Origin of the sequence: Pseudomonas wadenswilerensis (assembly GCF_900497695.1) — a bacterium.
Lineage (GTDB): Bacteria > Pseudomonadota > Gammaproteobacteria > Pseudomonadales > Pseudomonadaceae > Aquipseudomonas > Aquipseudomonas wadenswilerensis.
Genome location: NZ_UIDD01000007.1, coordinates 548,302 through 565,887, shown reverse-complemented (window position 1 = coordinate 565,887; position 17,586 = coordinate 548,302). Strand labels below are relative to the sequence as shown.

General features: G+C 65.8%; 13 protein-coding genes and 1 riboswitch. Of the genes, 9 read left to right on the top strand and 4 right to left on the bottom strand.

Annotated features, from left to right (window positions below; all coding sequences use genetic code 11):
- Positions 1–92: 92 nt before the first annotated feature.
- Entirely contained in the window at positions 93–884 is a 792-nt protein-coding gene (locus CCOS864_RS13700; protein WP_115086803.1) for a hypothetical protein, read from the top strand.
- A gap of 181 nt (positions 885–1,065) precedes the next feature.
- Positions 1,066–1,980 carry a site-specific integrase gene (locus CCOS864_RS13695; RefSeq protein ID WP_115086802.1) on the top strand — a complete coding sequence of 305 codons (915 nt, stop codon included), beginning with the start codon at positions 1,066–1,068 and terminating at the stop codon, positions 1,978–1,980.
- Positions 1,981–2,026: 46 nt separating this feature from the next.
- On the opposite strand, the gene CCOS864_RS13690 is transcribed toward CCOS864_RS13695, so the two are convergent.
- From CCOS864_RS13690 to gspG, 4 genes are all read right to left on the bottom strand, one after another.
- A complete protein-coding gene (locus tag CCOS864_RS13690) occupies positions 2,027–2,692 on the bottom strand; it encodes a TenA family protein (RefSeq protein WP_115086801.1) in 666 nt (221 codons plus the stop codon).
- Between the two features lie 3 nt (positions 2,693–2,695).
- A complete protein-coding gene (locus CCOS864_RS13685) occupies positions 2,696–3,343 on the bottom strand; it encodes a TenA family protein (protein WP_115086800.1) in 648 nt (215 codons plus the stop codon).
- An 81-nt stretch (positions 3,344–3,424) separates the two neighbouring features.
- Positions 3,425–3,539: riboswitch (TPP riboswitch) on the bottom strand.
- Between the two features lie 38 nt (positions 3,540–3,577).
- Entirely contained in the window at positions 3,578–4,765 is a 1,188-nt protein-coding gene (locus tag CCOS864_RS13680; protein WP_115086799.1) for a type II secretion system F family protein, read from the bottom strand.
- Between the two features lie 16 nt (positions 4,766–4,781).
- Entirely contained in the window at positions 4,782–5,204 is a 423-nt protein-coding gene (gene gspG, locus CCOS864_RS13675) for a type II secretion system major pseudopilin GspG (RefSeq protein ID WP_115086798.1), read from the bottom strand.
- A gap of 177 nt (positions 5,205–5,381) precedes the next feature.
- Between gspG and CCOS864_RS13670 the strand changes: the two genes are divergently transcribed.
- The 7 genes from CCOS864_RS13670 (at position 5,382) to CCOS864_RS13640 (ending at position 17,562) form a co-directional block, all read left to right on the top strand.
- Entirely contained in the window at positions 5,382–5,984 is a 603-nt protein-coding gene (locus CCOS864_RS13670; protein WP_115086797.1) for a lytic transglycosylase domain-containing protein, read from the top strand.
- Between the two features lie 238 nt (positions 5,985–6,222).
- Positions 6,223–12,099 (top strand): manganese-oxidizing multicopper oxidase MnxG, encoded by a 5,877-nt coding sequence (mnxG, locus tag CCOS864_RS13665; RefSeq protein WP_115086796.1) that lies wholly within the window; start codon positions 6,223–6,225, stop codon positions 12,097–12,099.
- 15 nt (positions 12,100–12,114) lie between these two features.
- Entirely contained in the window at positions 12,115–14,094 is a 1,980-nt protein-coding gene (locus CCOS864_RS13660) for a cytochrome D1 domain-containing protein (RefSeq protein WP_115086795.1), read from the top strand.
- Entirely contained in the window at positions 14,091–14,738 is a 648-nt protein-coding gene (locus tag CCOS864_RS13655; protein ID WP_115086794.1) for an SCO family protein, read from the top strand. Before CCOS864_RS13660 ends, CCOS864_RS13655 begins: the two co-directional genes overlap by 4 nt.
- Positions 14,735–15,379 carry an SCO family protein gene (locus tag CCOS864_RS13650; RefSeq protein ID WP_415842496.1) on the top strand — a complete coding sequence of 215 codons (645 nt, stop codon included), beginning with the start codon at positions 14,735–14,737 and terminating at the stop codon, positions 15,377–15,379. Before CCOS864_RS13655 ends, CCOS864_RS13650 begins: the two co-directional genes overlap by 4 nt.
- Positions 15,380–15,382: 3 nt before the next feature.
- Positions 15,383–16,918, top strand: coding sequence for a cytochrome c/ABC transporter substrate-binding protein (locus CCOS864_RS13645; RefSeq protein WP_115086793.1), 1,536 nt, complete (start codon positions 15,383–15,385; stop codon positions 16,916–16,918).
- Positions 16,915–17,562, top strand: coding sequence for a SurA N-terminal domain-containing protein (locus CCOS864_RS13640; RefSeq protein ID WP_115086792.1), 648 nt, complete (start codon positions 16,915–16,917; stop codon positions 17,560–17,562). Before CCOS864_RS13645 ends, CCOS864_RS13640 begins: the two co-directional genes overlap by 4 nt.
- Positions 17,563–17,586 lie beyond the last annotated feature (24 nt).

The window sequence follows — 17,586 nt, the reverse complement described above, 5'->3', positions numbered from 1 at the left end:
ATTGCTGCGGCCACCGGACACGGAAATGCTTGCTGGCAGGCGTGGCCTTGGGCATCCTTGCGCGCCTTGTATGCTCATGGATGACGCCGCCTTTGTTTGCCCCTTCTTTTCGCCTGGCCGCTTGTGCCCTGGGCGCTGCACTGTCGCTCGGCGGTTGCAGCCACGGTATCGAATCGATGCCGCTGGAGTTCAGCTCCTTCACCTATCACGACGGCTCCTATTACCTGCGCTTTCGCAGCGACGAAGAGATTGTCAGCCTGTTCAAACGGCACACCGGCGATGGCCAGATCGGTGAGTGGCTCAAGTGCGCCCTGGGTGACGACCAGGACTTCACTGTCGGTCATGCAATGATCTACAACCTGGGTGGCGGGGTGGACTTCGAGGGCATTTCTGAAATTCGGGGCTACAACTATGTGGTCTGGGCACGTTTCAACAAGACCACCCCGGACCGTTCTACCGAGACGGCGCTGCTCAAGCCGGCAATCCATCGCCTGCTGGAGGGCAAGACCAGCATCCCCTGCAAGCTGAGCATTACCGCCTTTGCCTACAACGCCTACTACTCGAAAACCATGCAACTGCCGGTCGCCCAGGTGCTCAGCGAAGTGGCCAAGCACCGCGACCGGCTGCCGGAGTGGGTGCCCGACCCGATAGTGGTCGGTCGTGCGCCCCTGGTGCCGCTGATCGACCCGTTGCCGCTCTACAGTGACCGGATGCAGATCATCGACACCGACACCGGCAAGCCGCGCGGCTATGTGCCCTACGTGGTCAAACGCAGTGACGGCTACCTGGAGCATGGCGAGAGCGATTTCGACGGCCTGACCCATGAAGTGCTGTCGCTGACCCGGGAGACGGTAAAGCTGTACGTGGAAGATCCGGTGCCATGAAATTGCCCTCAATCGATTCCGGGGGCATCGATGAGGTACTATCGGGATTCTTGCCGTGGCTAAAAAGACTTGCCAATCAATGACCTGATTGTGATGCAGGTCAGTTGCCGCGGCGTTGTGACGAGTCAGACTGGCCCGTTGCAGGCCCCTGACCTCTGTTGCGCTCTACAGGATTCCCGGTTTGTCCGATTCACTGCAAAACCCCTTGCTGCAATACCTCGCGCGCCTGGCGCCCTCCAGCCAGCTGACCATGAAGTACATCCTCCAGGATGCCGCCGACCGCCTGGGTTTCGAGGATTGCGATATTGCCGAGGTGCCCTGGCACCAGCTTGAACCCGGGCATGTCACCGCGTTGGTGGCGGCCTTGCGCGCCGACGGCTATGCGCCGAACACCTCGTCGCTGTACGTCAACGCGGTGCGTGGGGTAATGAACGAGGCGTGGCGCCTGAGCCTGATCAGCCAGGAGCAGTTGCTCAAGATTCGCACGGTCAAGCCGACCCAGGGCACGCGCCTGCCGGCCGGGCGCAACCTCAAGCGCAGCCTGATCCGCGAACTGATGGATGCCTGCGCCGCCGACCCGCGGCCCCAGGGCCTGCGTGATGCGGCGGTAATCGCCTTGCTGTACGGCACCGGCATGCGCAAGTCCGAGTCGGTCAACCTGACGTTAAGCCAGGTGGATTTCGACGAACGTAGCCTGCAGGTGCTGGGCAAAGGCAACAAGCAACTGATCAAGTACGCACCGCCCTGGGCCTTCGAGAAGCTCAATGCCTGGCTGGCGTTTCGCCGCGAGCAGTTGCCTGAAGGGCAGGCTGACGATGAGTTCCTGTTCAACCGCATCCGCCGCGGCAGCCACATCACCCGCGAGCGCATCACCAAGCACGCGATCTACTACATTGCCCGTCAGCGCGGCACCCAGGTCGGCGTGAAGATCATGCCCCATGATTTTCGCCGCTCGTTCATCACCCGGGTGATCGAGGAACATGACCTGTCGATCGCGCAAAAGCTTGCCCATCACACCAACATCCAGACCACCGCCAACTACGACATGCGCGATGACAACGAGCGGCGGCGGGCGGTAGATCGCTACGATTACTGACCTGTGGGCCCTGCAGCCTACGCCCCCTGTGGGAGCTGGTGCAGTATTACGGCCTCGCGGCCTCCAGCCCCATCTGCCAGAAGTCCGCTTCCAGCCGCGAGGCCTGGGCGAAGACCTTGACCAGTTCCTCGAAACGCCGTTCGGTCATGGTCCGTGAAGCCAGGTCATCCAGGTGCGCGCGGGCAGCGGTGGCCACGCCCTGGTAACCGGCGCCGGCGTATTCGCCAATCCACTCGCGATAAGGATGATCGCCCAGCGCCTCAACGCCATTGGGGGTCAGGTTGCGGCCGATCTCGGCGTAACCGATCACGCACGGCGCCAGGGCCACGTGCAGGTCGAGCAGGTCACCGGCGGCGCCGCAGTCCAGCACGAAACGGGTGTAGGCCACGGTGGCCTGGTGCTCTGGCGTCGCCGCGAGGTCTTCGGGCGACAGGCCCCAGCGTTGGCACAGACGCACGTGCAGCTCGGTTTCGTCGAGGATCGCCGCAAGCCCGGCCTGGGCGGCGCGGATATCGGCGAGGGTGCGGCTCTTGTAGGCGGCCAGGGCCCAGGAGCGGGCGAACTGGATCAGGAACAGGTAGTCCTGCACCAGGTACTTGCGAAACGCCGCTTGCGCCAGGTTGCCGGCGCCCATCTGGCGAACGAAATCGTGCTCTACATAGCTGTGCCAATCGGCGCTGGCGGCCTGTTTCAGGCGCTCGAAGATATCCATGGCTTACCCCTCGATGTCGTAGGCTGCGTCGAAAAACGCCTGCTCCAGCGCCACAGTGCGCAGGAAGAAGTCGCTGCTGATTTGCGGGTGATCGGGCCCGACCCGGTCCAGCTCGGCACGCAGGAAGGCGACGAAGTCCTGGAAGGCCGGGTTGTCGTGCAGGGTGATCCACTCGGCATGCTCGAAGCGCGGCGGCAGCTGCTGGTTGGCCCGCAGGGCCCAGTCCAGGTACAGGCCTTCGGCAACGTTGAGCACCGCCAGGGCGGCGGCGTAGGAGCGGGTGGCCGCGGCTTCGCGCATGATCGCCTTGAAGCCGGCAGTCGGTACTGAATCCGGCGCTTCGAGGCGCCGGGCCTCGCTGACGCCAAGGGCTTCGAAGGCCCGCAGGAAGTAGGTGTTCTCTTCACCGGCAATCACCCCGGTAAAGCGCCCCAGGCGAATGCGCGCCTCGAAGGTATCCGCCGTGGCGATGGCTGCACCGAGCAGGGTCAGGAAGGCATCGATGAAACGGTGGTCCTGGATCAGGTAGTTGACCAGTACCGGGTCGGCCAAACGGCCCTCGAGCAGTTCGTTGACGAAGCGGTGCTCGATGCACTGGGTCCAGCTTGGCTCGCTTTGCTGGCGAAGGCTGTCGGTGAAGCGCGCGCTCATGCTGCTGTCCTTTTTAGAGTGACGACAGCGGAGCCGGCAATGTCAGGCATGGTCGGCCCCGCAGTGAGGCCGGCAAAAAGGCAGGTGCACAATACCCATCCCTTCGCCGGCATGATCCGGATCAGGTTCGAAGGGTCACCGCGCTGCAAGTGCCAGCGGTTTCTCAGCCCGTTGCCGGGCTCCCCTTGGTGGCCGAATCTATACAGCAAGGGCCGATGATTGTCACGTCGCGTGCTAGTGGATGCTCGAGGCCAGTTCGAAGATCGGCATGTACATGAGGATCACGATCAGGCCGATCAGCAGGCCGATGAAGGTCATCAGCAGCGGCTCGAACAGGCGCACGAACCACTCGATCCAGCGGCTGATTTCCGCGTCGTAGAAGTCGGCACTGCGCTCCATCATCTGCCCGAGGTTGCCGGACTGCTCGCCAGCGCGCAGCAGGCGCAATGACACGGGCGTCACCAGTTGCCCGGCTTCCAGCGCCGCCGACAGCGACAGGCCCTCAGTGACCCGTTCACAGGCCTGCTCCAGGCGCTGCGCGCCGGCTGCACCGAGCAGGCCGCGAGCCATGGCCATGGCGGTGAGGATCGGGATGCCGCCTTGCAGGAGGATCCCCAGCGAGCGGTAGAAACGCGCCAGTTCGTACATCACCAGGCGCTTGTGCAGGGCCGGCAGGCGCTCCAGCTGGCGGTTCAGCCAGCGGCGTACCCGTGGCTCGCGGCGCATGACAAACAGCAGCACCATCAGCAGCACGAAACCGCTGCCCATGGCCATCTGATGGGCGTGCAGGAACATCCCGGCCTGCATCAGCCAGCGCGACATCCACGGCAGTTCGGTGCCCAGGCCTTCGAACACCAGGCTGAAGCGCGGTACCACATACCCCAGCAGAAACAGCACCACGCCACCACCGACCAGCAACAGCAGCAGCGGGTAGATCGAGGCGCTGATGATCTTCTGGCGCACTTCGTCCATGCGCTGGCGGTAGGCGACATAGCGGCCGAGGGCATCGCCCAGGGCGCCGGTCTTCTCGCTCGACTGCACCAGGGCCACGTACAGCGGCGGGAACACGCTGGGCAACTGCGCCAGGGCCTGGGACAACGACTTGCCTTCGTACAGCAGGCGCACCAGCTCACCGAGGGTCTTGCACGCCTGGGGCGCGGTCTCTTTCTCGGCCAGGCTCTCGAGGGCGTCAATCAGCGGCAGGCCGGCGTTGATCAGGGTGGTCAGCTCCTGGCTGAACAGCACCAGGTCGAACACCTCGCCACGCCGCCAGCGCAAGCCGGCCAGGCGCTGGCAACTGCGCACGCTGACCACCCGCAAGCCCTGTTGCTCGACCTGCTCGCGGGCGAGGCCTGCGTCCTGGGCGTCGACCTGCAGCAAGACCACGCCGGCCTTGCCCAGTGCCTTGAGTTCGTAGCGCATGTGCAGCCCCTCCCGACTATTGCCAACTGGTGATCTCGGCGTTCTCGCCATCGCCGCCGGGTTGGCCGTCCTTGCCCATCGACAGCAGGTCGTACTCGCCGTTTTCACCGGGCTGGCGGTAGATGTAGTTACGCCCCCAGGGGTCTTGCGGGACCTTTTTCTGCAAGTACGGGCCTGACCAGCGCACCTCATCGCTGGGGGGGACCACCAGCGCCTGCAAGCCTTGTTCTGAGTTGGGGTAGTGCCCCACCTCCAGCCGGTACAGGTCCAGGGCCTTGCCCAGGCCTTCGATCTGGGCCCGGGCCACCTTGGCCTCCGAGCGCCCCAGCTGACTGAAGTACTTGGGTGCGACGATGCCGGCCAGCAGCCCCAGCACCACCAGGACCACCAACAGTTCAAGCAGGGTGAAGCCACGTTGCGCGCGATGGTTGTTGTTCATTGCCAGGCCCTCCGTAGGTGCGCTGCAAGGGCTTATGCAAATGCCGTGCGCGTCTGCGCCGGGCCTTTGCCGCACGGCCCCGGCAAGGCGGCACAGTGCTTGCGTCAGGAGGGTGAAGCCCTGGCAATCGGGGCATATGCCCCACTTTCTGGGGGACGCAACGGGGAGGGTGGCACGATGCGCTGGCTCACTGCGGGAATCCTGGCCTGGTTGGCCACAAGCAATCCGGCTCAGGCCGATGTGTACATCTCGGTCAAGGCCGATGGCAGCTATGTGTTGAGCAACGTCCACCGGCCGGGCCGAACGTACCAGCGGGTGGTCAGCGAGACAGCGCCGAGCCTGGCCGGCAATGGTCGGCAATTGATCACCGGCATGCCATACGCCGAAGTCGTGGCGGCCGCCGCTAGAACCCATGACCTGCCAGCCGCGTTGCTGCATGCAGTGATCCAGGCCGAATCGCGCTACGACCCCAATGCCCGCTCCACCAGTGGCGCGGCGGGGCTGATGCAGTTGATGCCGGACACCGCCAAGGAGATGGGGGTGAAGAATGTCCTCGACCCGGCCGCGAACGTGCAGGGTGGGGCGCGCTACCTCAAACGCATGCTCACCCTGTTCGACAACGACATCACCCTGGCAGTGGCCGCCTATAACGCCGGGCCCGACGCGGTGCTGCGCCGCGGCCGGGTGGTACCGCCGTTCGCCGAAACCCAGCGCTATGTGCCCAAGGTGTTGCGCCAGTACCGGCGGCTGCAGGGCCTGGCGGTGGATGCGCCTTTGTGAACGGCAAGGCTATGCCGGCTCCCACAGTAGTCCTGTCCCGTGGGAGCCGGCGTTGCCGGCGATCGAGCGCGCAGCGGTCGCAACCCAGAGGCAACCCCCGATTAGTGGGGAATACCGGGGAATCACCCCCAATCAGGATTCACTAATCTTTGTAAGTAACTGAAAAACAACAATAAAAAATATGGCATGGGCCTTGCTCCAGCCCCTCCAGAGTTCCCTTGCACCACAGAGGCACGCCATGATGACTCCAATCAAAGGCTCAGTCCTGACTTCACTGCTGATCGCCGCCGCCAGCTTGGGCTGGCAGCCGCTCAGCGAAGCCGCCGTGCGCTGCGAGCGCAACCTGGTGGCCAATGTGGTGGCGATCGATCAGCCACTGATGTTCAACCGCCTGGGTGCGCAGAATGCCAACGGCATGATGTTCGCCCTGCGCCGCGATGTGGTCGACGAGCACCAGGTGTCGCTGGCCAGTGGCGGAGCGGCAGTGCCGGGTAAAGTCAGCCTGCGCCCGGACAAGCGCCCGCGGCCGATCGTGCTGCGGGTGGCGGCGGGCGACTGCCTGACCATCAACCTGCAGAACCTGCTGGCCTACCAGGCCAACCCGAACAAGCACGGTATCGACCACGAAGAAGAGAACGAGGTCGAAGGCGAGGAAAACGAAGCTGAAGAGAACGAAGCCGCCGCAGGCAACGAGCCAGGCGGCGAGCATTTTGTCGCCGACGAACAGGTTACCGACCGCCATGTCGGCTTTCAGGTCAACGGCATGCAGGCGGTCAACAGCATCGCCGACATCGCCGCCAACACCGGGCGCAATGGCAACTTCCTGATCGCCCCCGGCGCCAGCCGCTCCTACACCTTGTATGCCGAACGCGAAGGTGCGTTTGCCGCCACCAGCCAGGGCGCGACCTTTGGCGGTGAAGGCGCTGCCGGCAACGTCGCCAACGGCCTGTTCGGCCAGGTCGTGGTGCTGCCCAAAGGTGGGCGCACCTTCCGCAATACCCTCACCGAAGAAGAAATGCGCCTGAGCAGCAGCGGCCGCACCCCCACTGGCCAGCCGATCGTCGACTACCAGGCGCGCTACCCGCAGCAGGAACCCTGGATCAGCGAGGGCAAGGCCGGCGCGCCGATCATTGCCATGACCGACGGCAACGAGATCATCTCCAGTGAGTCCGACGCCATCGTCATGGGGCCCAACGCCGATGGCAGCTTCCCGGCCTCGACCTACCCGCTGGAAAGCCTCGGCAAACGTAACCCGGCCATCCCCAACCGCCTGGAGCCGTTTCGCGATTTCGCCGCGCAGTTCACCGATGAAGCCGCCTCGACCCAGGCCTTTCCCGCTTACTGGGCCGACCCGGTGATGGGGCATGTTCTGGAGCCGACCCGCGATTCGTTCATGATCAACTACGGCTCCGGCGGCATGGGCGCCGAGGTGGTGGCCAACCGTCTGGGCGTGGGACCGATGCATGACTGCCTGTCCTGCGCCTACGAAGAGTTCTTCTTGAGTTCGCACACCGTCGGCGACGTGGCGATGCTGGTGGACGTACCGGCCAACGTCGGCCTTGAGAACATTCGCCCGGGCCAGACCCCGAGCGCCGAGCAGGTCGGGGTCAAGGCCACCATGGCCCTTTACCCGGCGGAACCGGCCAACGTCAACCACAGCTACATCGGCGACATGGTCAAGTTCCGCAACACCCATAACGGCCACGAGCAGCATATCTTCCACCTGCACGGTCACCAGTGGCTGTTCAACCCCAATGACGACAACTCCGACTATGTCGATGCCCAGGGCATCGGCCCGGGTGTCGGCTACACCTACGAAATCGCCAACGGCGGCTCGGGCAACCGCAACCGCGTGGCCGGCGACGCTATCTACCATTGCCACTTCTACCCGCACTTTGCCCAGGGCATGTGGAGCATGTGGCGGGTCCACGATGTGTTCGAGGAAGGCACCCGCCTGGAAGTGTCGGGCCAGAGCGAGAGCGGTTTTCACAGCGTGCCGTTCGCCTTGCGCAGCGGCAAGCCTGCCGCGGGCGCCCGGGCCTTGCCGGACGGTGAGATCATCGCCGGTACACCCATCCCGGCCATCGTACCGTTGCCAGGCAAGGCCATGGCGCCGATGCCGGGCAAGGTCGCGGTGATTCCGAAGCTGGCGCAAACCCTGGTCGCGAAAAACGATGACGACGAGCAAGAGGAGGGCGATGACGACTCCGGCCATCACGACGCCGCGCCACGCGCTGTCGGTTCCCTGGCCCTGGTCGATCGCAGCGAAGCCAACCGCAACGCCGACGGCAGCCTGAAGAACCCGGGCTTCCCGTTCTGGATCGGCGGCATGGAAAACACCGTCGGCCAACGCCCGCCAACTCCACCGCTGGACATGCTCGATCCGGCCAAGGCGCAACAGCTGAAGAACTCCGGCAACGCCCTGTGGGCCAACCTCGACCCGGCCCAGGTCGGTGGCTGGGACGGCGGCTTGCCACGGCATGCCCTGGATGGACTGTCTGCCGGTGGCGAAGCCGTGGTCACGACCACCGCACTGGACTTCACCAAGGCGATCACCAAGGCCAAGGCGGTGTTCCTGCCCGAGGAGGGCACCGACGTCGAACAGGCGGCGATGAGCTTCCATTCCAAGCTGGAACACCCAAGCTATGCCGTGCTGCCGGGCAAGCAGACCGTGGCGCGTAACTTTCGCACCAACGGCGCGGCGCCCACCGCCGGTGCACCGTACTACGAGCCGTGCATGGACGACCGCGCCAAGCGTCTGACCCAGTTCTCCGGGGCCGGTGAGTTCAACAGTGGCGAGCGCCTGGACGGCATGAGCTTTACCGGCAGCTCGACCTTTACCGCCGACCGCCCGCGCATCTACAAGGGCGCCAACATCCAGTTCGACGCGGTGTACAACAAGGTCGGCTACCACTTCCCGCAAGCGCGGATCATCAGCCTCTGGGAAGACGCCTGGCCGGTGATCAACAAGCAGCGCCCACCTGAGCCGCTGGTGATGCGCATGAACACCTTCGACTGCGTGATGTACCAGCACACCAACCTGATCCCCTCGTACTACGAGATGGACGACTACCAGGTGCGCACGCCGACCGACGTCATCGGCCAGCATATCCACCTGCCGAAATGGGACCTGACCGCCGCCGACGGCTCGGCCAACGGCTGGAACTACGAAGACGGCATTCTTTCCCCAGGCACCGTGGTCGAGCGCATTCATGCGATTCGCGAGTTCAATCAATGCCGCGCCGGCGACCCCCGCGAAGGCACGGCCGAGTGCCCGGTGGCCAAGGCTCACCCGTTCTTCGGCCGCTACGGGCGCGCCGACTGGCTGGGCGCACGTACCGCCATGCAGCGCTGGTTCGTCGACCCGGTGGTCAACGTGCATAACGTCGACCGTGGCCTGGGCACCATCTTCACCCACGACCACCTCGGCCCATCGACCCACCAGCAACTGGGCCTGTACGCCACCGTACTGGCGGAGCCGGCCGGTTCCACCTGGTACCACGCCGAAACCGGCGAGCTGCTGTACAACAGCGCCCTGCGCGAAGACGGCGGGCCGACGTCCTGGCAGGCGGTGGTGAAAACCGGCGACCTCGACGGTGACGGACGCAACGACAGCTACCGCGAGTTCTTCCTTGAGTACAGCGACTTCCAGCACGCCTATGAAGCCGGGGTGTATGTCGGTGCAGGCCCGAATGGCATCCCCAATGCCCAGGCGTACCCGGCCAGTGCCGACAGCTTCCGCTATGCGATCAACCCGCCGGTACGGCAGAAGGCCTCGAACCTGCTGGAGTCGGTGGTCGAATCGCGCGGCGGCCTGAACCCGGGCTGCCCGAGCCGGCCGTGCCCGCAGGCTATCTCGGTGGACGATCCAGGCATGTTCGTCGTCAACTACCGCAACGAACCGCTGGCCCTGCGCGTCTACGACCCCAACAAGGTGGCCCCGGACGGCAAGCGCGGCATGCAGGCCGATGGCCTGGCCGGTGACCTGGCCTACGCCATGCAAAGTCGCACCGACCGCGCCATCCCGGCGATGAACCTGTCGCCGGCGGCGATTACCTCGGCGGTCGGCCCGACCGGTGGCACCACGCGGTTCCCGCCGCACATCAATACCGCCGGGGCAGAGCCGGGCGACCCGTTCACGCCGATGCTGCGCACTTACTCCGGTGACAACGTGCGCCTGCGCATGCATGCCGGTGGCCATGAAGAAGAGCACAACGTGACCCTGCACGGCGTCAAGTGGCTGCAGAACGGCTCGGGCTTCGGCAACAGCTCGAACTCCGGCTGGAAAGCCTCGCAGATGGTGGGCATTTCCGAACAGCTGGGCTTCATGGCGCCGGTGTCGATGATCTCCAGCGCGTCTGCGCCCAACGGCGATTACCTGTACTCGCTCGATGCCGCCCACGAAGGCTACTGGAACGGTATCTGGGGGGTAATGCGCAACTACACCAGCAGCCGCAACGACCTGTTTGCCTTGCCCAACAACCCGCTGCCGATGGCGGCGCGCAACACCGTGGCGTTTGACGGGATCTGCCCACGCTTTACCGCCAACAGCAACGGCATCGGCACCCGGCCGACGGTGCAGCGCAGCTATGAAATCGTCGCCGCCCTGGCCAACGACATCCTCGGCAACGCGTTGGGTGTGAGCATCAACGACCCGGCCGGTGTCGGCCAGCATGTCGGCGGCCCGCTCAAGGCCAACGGCGGTACCCTGGTGTACAACAGCCGGCGTACCAGCATCCCGCAGGTGACGGTGACCGACCCGGAAGATGGCGAGACCTTCACCATCGGCGGCCATAGCGGGCCACTGCATGACCCGACCGCGATCCTCTATGTGCGCAAGGCCGACCTCGACCCCGGCACCGGCAAACTCAAGCCCGGTGTGCCGGTGGAACCGCTGGTGCTGCGCGCCGCTGCCGGCGAGTGCCTGAAGGTCACCCTGGAGAACCGCCTGCCGCTGGTCATGCCGGACCTGGCCAGCACCGCCGTGATGCAGAACGTGGTCAAGCGCGACCGCAATGGCAGTGAAGGCTCCACCGCCTTCAACAACAACCTGATGCGTCCTTCCAGCCATGTCGGCCTGCATACCCAATTGCTGGCCTACGACATCACCAAGTCGGACGGCGCCAACGTCGGCCAGAACCCGGTACAGACCGTGCCGCCCCGCGCAGGCAACAGCGGCGCGTACCCGAACAAGGTCTACCAGTACTACGCCGGGCATCTGGAGCGCGAAGGCAAGCCGGTGCTGCAGATGGGCCGCGCGGTGGACAACATCAACACCACCGCCATCGAGTTCGGCGGCCTGAACATCACCCCGGCCGATGTCATCAAGCAGGGGCAGAAGGGCCTGATCGGCGCCATGAGCATCCTGCCGCTCAACGCCACCTGGAGCGAAGACACGGCAAGCCGGGCCTCGGCCACGGTGCAGGTACCGGGGCAAACCGCCTACCGCGACTTCGCCACGCTGTGGCAGCGCTCGCTGAACATGCGCTGGGCCGATGGCCGGCCGGTGGAAGGCATTGCCACTGAAGGCAACGGCGTGCCGGGTGATCCGAAGGACAACTCGAACATGGCCATCAACTACAAGACCGAGCCGTTGTGGTTCCGCTTCGGCCTGGCCCCGGATGCGCCGTTCGGCCATGCCGATGGCAATGGCTGGGCCGACGTGCCCAACGCCCACATGGCCTACAGCAATGCCCTGGTCGGCGGCGACCCACAAACCCCGGTGCTCTGGGCCAAGCCTGGCCAGCCGTTGCGCAACCATGTGCTGATGCCCACCGGCGGCAGCCGCGGCATCACCTACCAGCTCGACGGGCACCTGTGGCCGCTGCATGCCTACCAGCCGGAGAAGGCCGACCCGGGCGGCTACCCGATGTACCTGCCGGGTATCGGTTCGGTGCGCTTTGGCTACAACCCGCAGGCCATGTACATCGGCGCCCAGGAGAGCGTGCTGCCGGCCGCGCACTTCAGCTTCATGCTGCCCAGCGCCGGCGGCAGCAACGCGGTGCCGGGCGACTACCTGTTCCGCGACTACGCCGCCTACGGCAACGTGTCCGGCTTGTGGGGGATCCTGCGGGTGACCAACGAAACACCACCGGCCACGCCGCCAGCACAGTGAGTGAGGGGAAGGGTCATGACCAAGAAGAATCGACCGCTGTACCTGGGCCTGCTGGCGGGCCTGACCCTGATGGGCCTGGGGGTGAGTTACGAAAGCCTGTGGTGCGACCCGCGCAGCGAGCTGGCCGAGAGTGACCCGCAGGGCTTGCATAGCCTCAGCCGCGACGGTGTCACCGTCGAGTTCGAGGCGCGGCCGTTGGGCTCGGGCGGGACGCTGACCGAAGGCAGCTTCGCCAATGTGCGCTTCACCATCACCGAGCAGAACAGCGGTCAGCCATTGTCGGGGCTTTCCCCCGGCGCCTGGCTGGACCCGGCGCTGACCGGGGATGCCGCCAAGGACCGCAGCAACAGCTGCAAGGCGCGGGTGGCGCTGTTCCTCAAAAGCAGCATCGGCGCGCGGCCGTTGCTGGACCTCAACAGCTACTTCCTGCTGGTGCTGAACAAGGATGCCAGCCTCACCGTGATCGACCCGTCGGTGTCGGTGGGCGGCGTCACCAGCACCCTGGCGCGCATCGAGCTGCCAGGCACGCCGATGGACTGGGTGGCGAGCAAGGATGACAAGCAGGTCTACGTGTCTATCCCCGAGCGCGGTGAAGTGGCGCTGATCGACACCGAGACCTTCCAGCGCGTCGCCAACCTGCCGGCCGGCAAGCAACCGCTGCGCCTGGCCATGCAGCCCGACCAGCGCCTGCTGTGGGTCGGCAACAACGCCAGCGATCCTGAGAACAGCGGGGTGACGGTCATCGATGTGCCCAGCCGCACGACCTTGAAGTTTTTCGCCACGGGCGCCGGCCACCATGAAATCGCCTTCAGCGCCGACTCGCGCTACGCCTTTGTCAGCAACCGCGACAGCGCCACCCTGAGCGTGATCGACGCCAGCGAGATGCGCCTGGTGAAAACCCTCAAGGTGGGCTCGCACCCCTTGTCGGTGGCTTATTCGCCGCTGTCCCAGGCGGTGTATGTGGCCGATGGGCGTGACGGCAGCATCAGCGTCATCGATGCCCGCAGCCACACCCAGCGTCACCTGATCGCAGGCCAGCAGGGCCTGGGGCCGATGCGCTTCAGCAATGACGGGCGCTTCGGCATCGTCCTCAACACCCTGGAAAGCCAGGCCATGGTCATCGACGCCAGTACCGACCGGTTGATCCACAGCCTGCCGGTGGCCGCCGAACCCTACCAGCTGACCTTCACCCAGGCCTACGCCTACATCCGTGGCCTGGCGTCGCCCAAGGTCAGCATGATCAACCTCGGCAGCCTGGGCGAAGGCCGCCAGCCGATCGTCCAGGGCTTTGAAGCCGGGCCTGCGGCGCCGCGCCGGGCCGGTGACCTGCCGCTGGCCCAGGGCCTGACCGTGGCCCGTGACGAGAACTCGGTGTTCGTGGTCAACCCGGTGGACAACACCACCTACTTCTACGCCGAAGGCATGAACGCGCCGATGTCCGGCTACGCCAACCGTGGCCACAGCGCCCGCGCCGCGCTGGTCATCGACCGCAGCCTGCGCGAGGTGGCGCCGGGGGTGTACAGCTCGACGGTCAAGCTGCCGGCCGCCGGTACCTTCGATGTCGCCTTCCTGCTCAACCAGCCACAGATCATCCACTGCTTCAGCACTGAAGTGGCGGCCTCCAGCAGCGCACCGCACCGGCAGACGCCGCAGGTGGAATTCCTCATCGGCGCCTCGGTGGTGGACCAGGGCCGGCCCGTTGTCGCGCGCTTTCGCATCAGCGAGGGCAACGGCACGCCGCGTACCGGAATCAAGGACCTGAGCCTGCGCTACTTCCTCGCACCCACCTCGCGGGCCCGCACCAGCGTGGTCAGGGAAGTGGGCGAGGGCATCTACGAGGCGCCCCTGGAGCAACTGGAAGCGGGCGCCTGGTACCTGCATGTGCAGGCGCCCTCGCTGGGCAAGCGCTTTGCCGAGAACAACTACACCAGCTTGCGGGTACTGCCCGCTGGCGCACAGCAAGCATCCGACGCCGGACCAAGGAGTGTGCAATGAAACTGCTCGATCGCTGCAGACTGTTCAGCCTCTGCCTGCTCGCCGCCAGCTGCGGCCTCGCCCAGGCCCATAACGGTGTCGACCACAGTGCCCACGGGGCGCCCGCCGCCCATCAGGAAAAGACCTCGGTGCGCTTTGCCGATGTCTCGCTGCTCGATCAGAACGGCATGCCGGTGCGCCTGGAACAGGACCTGGTAGCCGATCACCTGGTGGTCATGGGCTTTATCTACACCAGCTGCACCACGGTGTGCCCGGTGGTCTCGTCGATCATGGCCAAGGTGCAGAAGCAGCTGGGTGGCCGGGTCGGCACCGAGGTGCAACTGGTGTCGATCAGCGTTGACCCGCAGCGCGATGATCCCAAACGCTTGCTCGGCTACGCACAGATCTTCCAGAACGGGCCGGGCTGGAGCTGGCTGACCGGCACCCCGTATGCGATCAACGAAACCCTCAAGGGCCTGCTCAGCTTCAGTGCCGACCTGGGCCAGCACCCGCCGTTGATCCTCGTCGGCGATGGCCACAGCGGCCACTGGACCCGTTTCTACGGCTTCACCGACCCGCAACTGCTGATTAGCGAGATCGACCGCCTCAGCGCTCGCCGGGTGCATGCCAAACACACCGCCATTGCCCAGGAGGTGCAACCATGAGCGCCGCCAGCCGTGGCATGCGCAGCACCGACTGGTTGGCCCTGGCGCTGTGCCTGTGGATCCTCAGCTCCGTGGCCCTGGCCCATGAGGGCCACGCTTCGCCGACCCCGAGCGCCACCCCGGTAACCACCGAGGGCGGTACCCGCGACGCCCGCAGCTACTTCACCGACACCGTGCTGCAGGACCAGAACGGCCGCAGCCTGCGCTTCTACGAAGATGTCCTGAAAGACCGGGTGGTGCTGCTCAATGTGATCTTCACCCACTGCAACGATGCCTGCCCGCTGATCACCCGCAAGTTGCGTGAAGTGCGCGAAGCCCTGGGCGAGGAGGCGGCCAGCAAGGTCACGTTCATTTCGTTGAGCAGCGACCCGCAGAACGACACCCCGGCGGTGCTCAAGGCCTTCGCCGAAAAACAGGGAGTAGATGGCCCCAACTGGCTGTTCCTCACCGGCGACAAAGCGCAGATGGATCGGGTGCTGGCACGCCTGGGCCACCTGATTCCCAGCCCCGAGCAGCACTCGACCCAGTTGATTGCCGGCGACGTGGCCAACAAGCGCTGGAGCAAGATCCGCCCTGACGCGCCGGCGCCAGCCATCGCCCAGCGCCTGCAGTTGCTGTCGCAACCTTTGGCGGGGCGCTGAGTCATGTCCGCGCGCCTGCGCACCGGTCTGCTGTTGAGCGTGCTGCTGGTCAGCCCGCTGGCCAGCGCCCTCGCTCTCAACCCGCAGGAGCAGGCCGGCAAGCGCCTGTACCGCGAAGGCCTGTCGAGCAGCGATGCCCAGGTCTCGGCACGGGTCGGCGCCGCCGACATGCGGGTGCCGGCCAGTGTCGTGCCCTGTGCCAGTTGTCACGGCAACGATGGCCTCGGCCGGGCCGAGGGCGGGGTACGCCCGCCGTCGCTGAACTGGCAGCGCCTGGCCGGCGGGCAGGGCGCGCGGCAGGCCAACGGGCGCAGCTATCCGGCCTATTCCCAGGCCAGCCTTGCCCGGGCCATCCAGGAGGGCCGCGACCCTGCCGGTAACCGCCTCGACCCGGCGATGCCGCGCTTCGTCCTGAGCATGGCCGACCAGCGCAACCTCAGCGCCTACCTCAAGCGCCTGGCCGATGACCGCGACCCGGGGCTTGAGGAGCAGACCCTGCGCCTGGGCACCTTGCTGCCGACCCGCGGCGCCCTGGCGGAGCCGGCGCGGGTGGTGGCGGCGGTATTGAATGACCGCATCGCCCAGATCAACCGCCAGGGCGGTATTCATGGTCGCGCCTTGCAGTTGATCAACCTCGATCCCGGCCCCGATCAGGCCAGTGCCGAGCAGGCGCTGGGGCAACTGATCGGGCAGGAGCGGGTGTTTGCTTTGATCGCGCCCATGGCGCCGGGGCTGGAGGCCACGCTGGTCTCCCGCCTGGAACAGGCGCGCCTGCCCTTGATCGGCGCAGCGCCGCAGTTGGCCAGCAGCCGCCAGGTGTTCGACCCGTTGCCCGGTTTGCGCGAACAACTGCTGAGCCTGGCCGACTACGCCCAGGGCAGCCTGTCGTTGCAGGGGGCCGAGGTCAACATCGTATATGCCGACGCAAGTTTTGCCGCCCTGGCGGCCAACCTGCGTCAGGCATTGCTTGAGCGTGGCTGGCGCAACGTCAGCGCCGAGCCATTCGAGCAGCAGGCACCGGCGGCGCAGGCGCTGTTTTACCTGGGCAAGGCTTCGGGCTTCAGCCGGTTGACCGAAGCCCTGCAACAGGCGGGGCGCACGCCTTACCTGTTCGCGTCTTCAAACCAGGTCGCCAGTGAGCTGCTGCTGGTGCCGCCAGCCTGGTCGCGGCGCGTGTTTCTCGCCTATCCGTTTATTCCCGGCGACTGGACAGCGCAAGGCCGCGCGGCGCTCACCGCCATGCGCCAGCGCCAGGGCCTGGATGGCCGCCAGGGCTTGTTGCAGGTCAGCACCTGGTGCGCCATGCAACTGCTGGAAGAAGCGCTCAAGCGCGCCGGGCGCGATGCCAGCCGCGAGAAACTCACCCAGGCTTTGGAAGGCCTGCACGACGTGCAGACCGGCCTGACCCCGGCCCTGGGCTTTGGCCCGGGCCGGCGCCAGGGCCTTAACGGGGCCCATGTGGTAACGGTTGAAATGCCCGGCCCGGTGTTCTACCCGGTCGCCGCCTACCAGAGTGTCCTTGAGACGAGGTCGCCATGAACCGCCTGATGCCGTTGCTGCTGTGCCTGTTGGCCCTTTCGCTGCACGCCGCAGACGCTCCGCCCGCGGCGCGGGTCAACGGCGTGGAAATCAGCCAGCTGCGCCTGGAGCGCTATTTTGCCGAATACCTGCAAGACCAGGGCAGGGCGCTGACCAGCATCCGCAACCCCAGCGTGTACAAACGCCTGCGCGAACAGGCGCTGAACGACCTGATCGACCGCGAGCTGCTGTGGCAGGAAGCCCAGCGCCAGGGCGTGACGGTCAGCAATGACGAAGTCCAGGCGCGTATCGGCCACCTGCGCCAGGCCTTCGGCTCAAATGAAGTGTTCGAACGGCGCCTGGCCGAAGCCGGCTTCGATGTACAGAGCTTTGCCGCCTATACCCGTCAGGAGCTGGCGGCGCAGCAGGTGTTCCTTGCCGCCAGCCGCGTGCCAGAGCCCAGCCAGGCTCAGGTCCTGGCCTTCTATGCGGCCAATGGCAAAACCTTTGCCGGCGCGCAGAACCAAAGCCAGCAAGGCCCTGTCCAACGCGAGCAGGGACTTGCACTGGCTAAAACCCTTCTTATCGATCAGCTGCAGGCGCAGGCGCGTCAGGCGTTGTTGCAACGCCTGCGCGACAGCGGCCAACTGCAGCGTATCGACTGAGCGCCAGGCCGCCCCCCAATGTTG

Coding starts and splice junctions, on each gene's coding strand:
- CCOS864_RS13690 (WP_115086801.1), bottom strand. CDS start 2,692: ATGGATATCTTCGAGCGCCTGAAACAGGCCGCCAGCGCCGATTGGCAC.
- CCOS864_RS13685 (WP_115086800.1), bottom strand. CDS start 3,343: ATGAGCGCGCGCTTCACCGACAGCCTTCGCCAGCAAAGCGAGCCAAGC.
- CCOS864_RS13680 (WP_115086799.1), bottom strand. CDS start 4,765: ATGCGCTACGAACTCAAGGCACTGGGCAAGGCCGGCGTGGTCTTGCTG.
- gspG (WP_115086798.1), bottom strand. CDS start 5,204: ATGAACAACAACCATCGCGCGCAACGTGGCTTCACCCTGCTTGAACTG.
- CCOS864_RS13670 (WP_115086797.1), top strand. CDS start 5,382: ATGCGCTGGCTCACTGCGGGAATCCTGGCCTGGTTGGCCACAAGCAAT.
- mnxG (WP_115086796.1), top strand. CDS start 6,223: ATGATGACTCCAATCAAAGGCTCAGTCCTGACTTCACTGCTGATCGCC.
- CCOS864_RS13660 (WP_115086795.1), top strand. CDS start 12,115: ATGACCAAGAAGAATCGACCGCTGTACCTGGGCCTGCTGGCGGGCCTG.
- CCOS864_RS13655 (WP_115086794.1), top strand. CDS start 14,091: ATGAAACTGCTCGATCGCTGCAGACTGTTCAGCCTCTGCCTGCTCGCC.
- CCOS864_RS13650 (WP_415842496.1), top strand. CDS start 14,735: ATGAGCGCCGCCAGCCGTGGCATGCGCAGCACCGACTGGTTGGCCCTG.
- CCOS864_RS13645 (WP_115086793.1), top strand. CDS start 15,383: ATGTCCGCGCGCCTGCGCACCGGTCTGCTGTTGAGCGTGCTGCTGGTC.
- CCOS864_RS13640 (WP_115086792.1), top strand. CDS start 16,915: ATGAACCGCCTGATGCCGTTGCTGCTGTGCCTGTTGGCCCTTTCGCTG.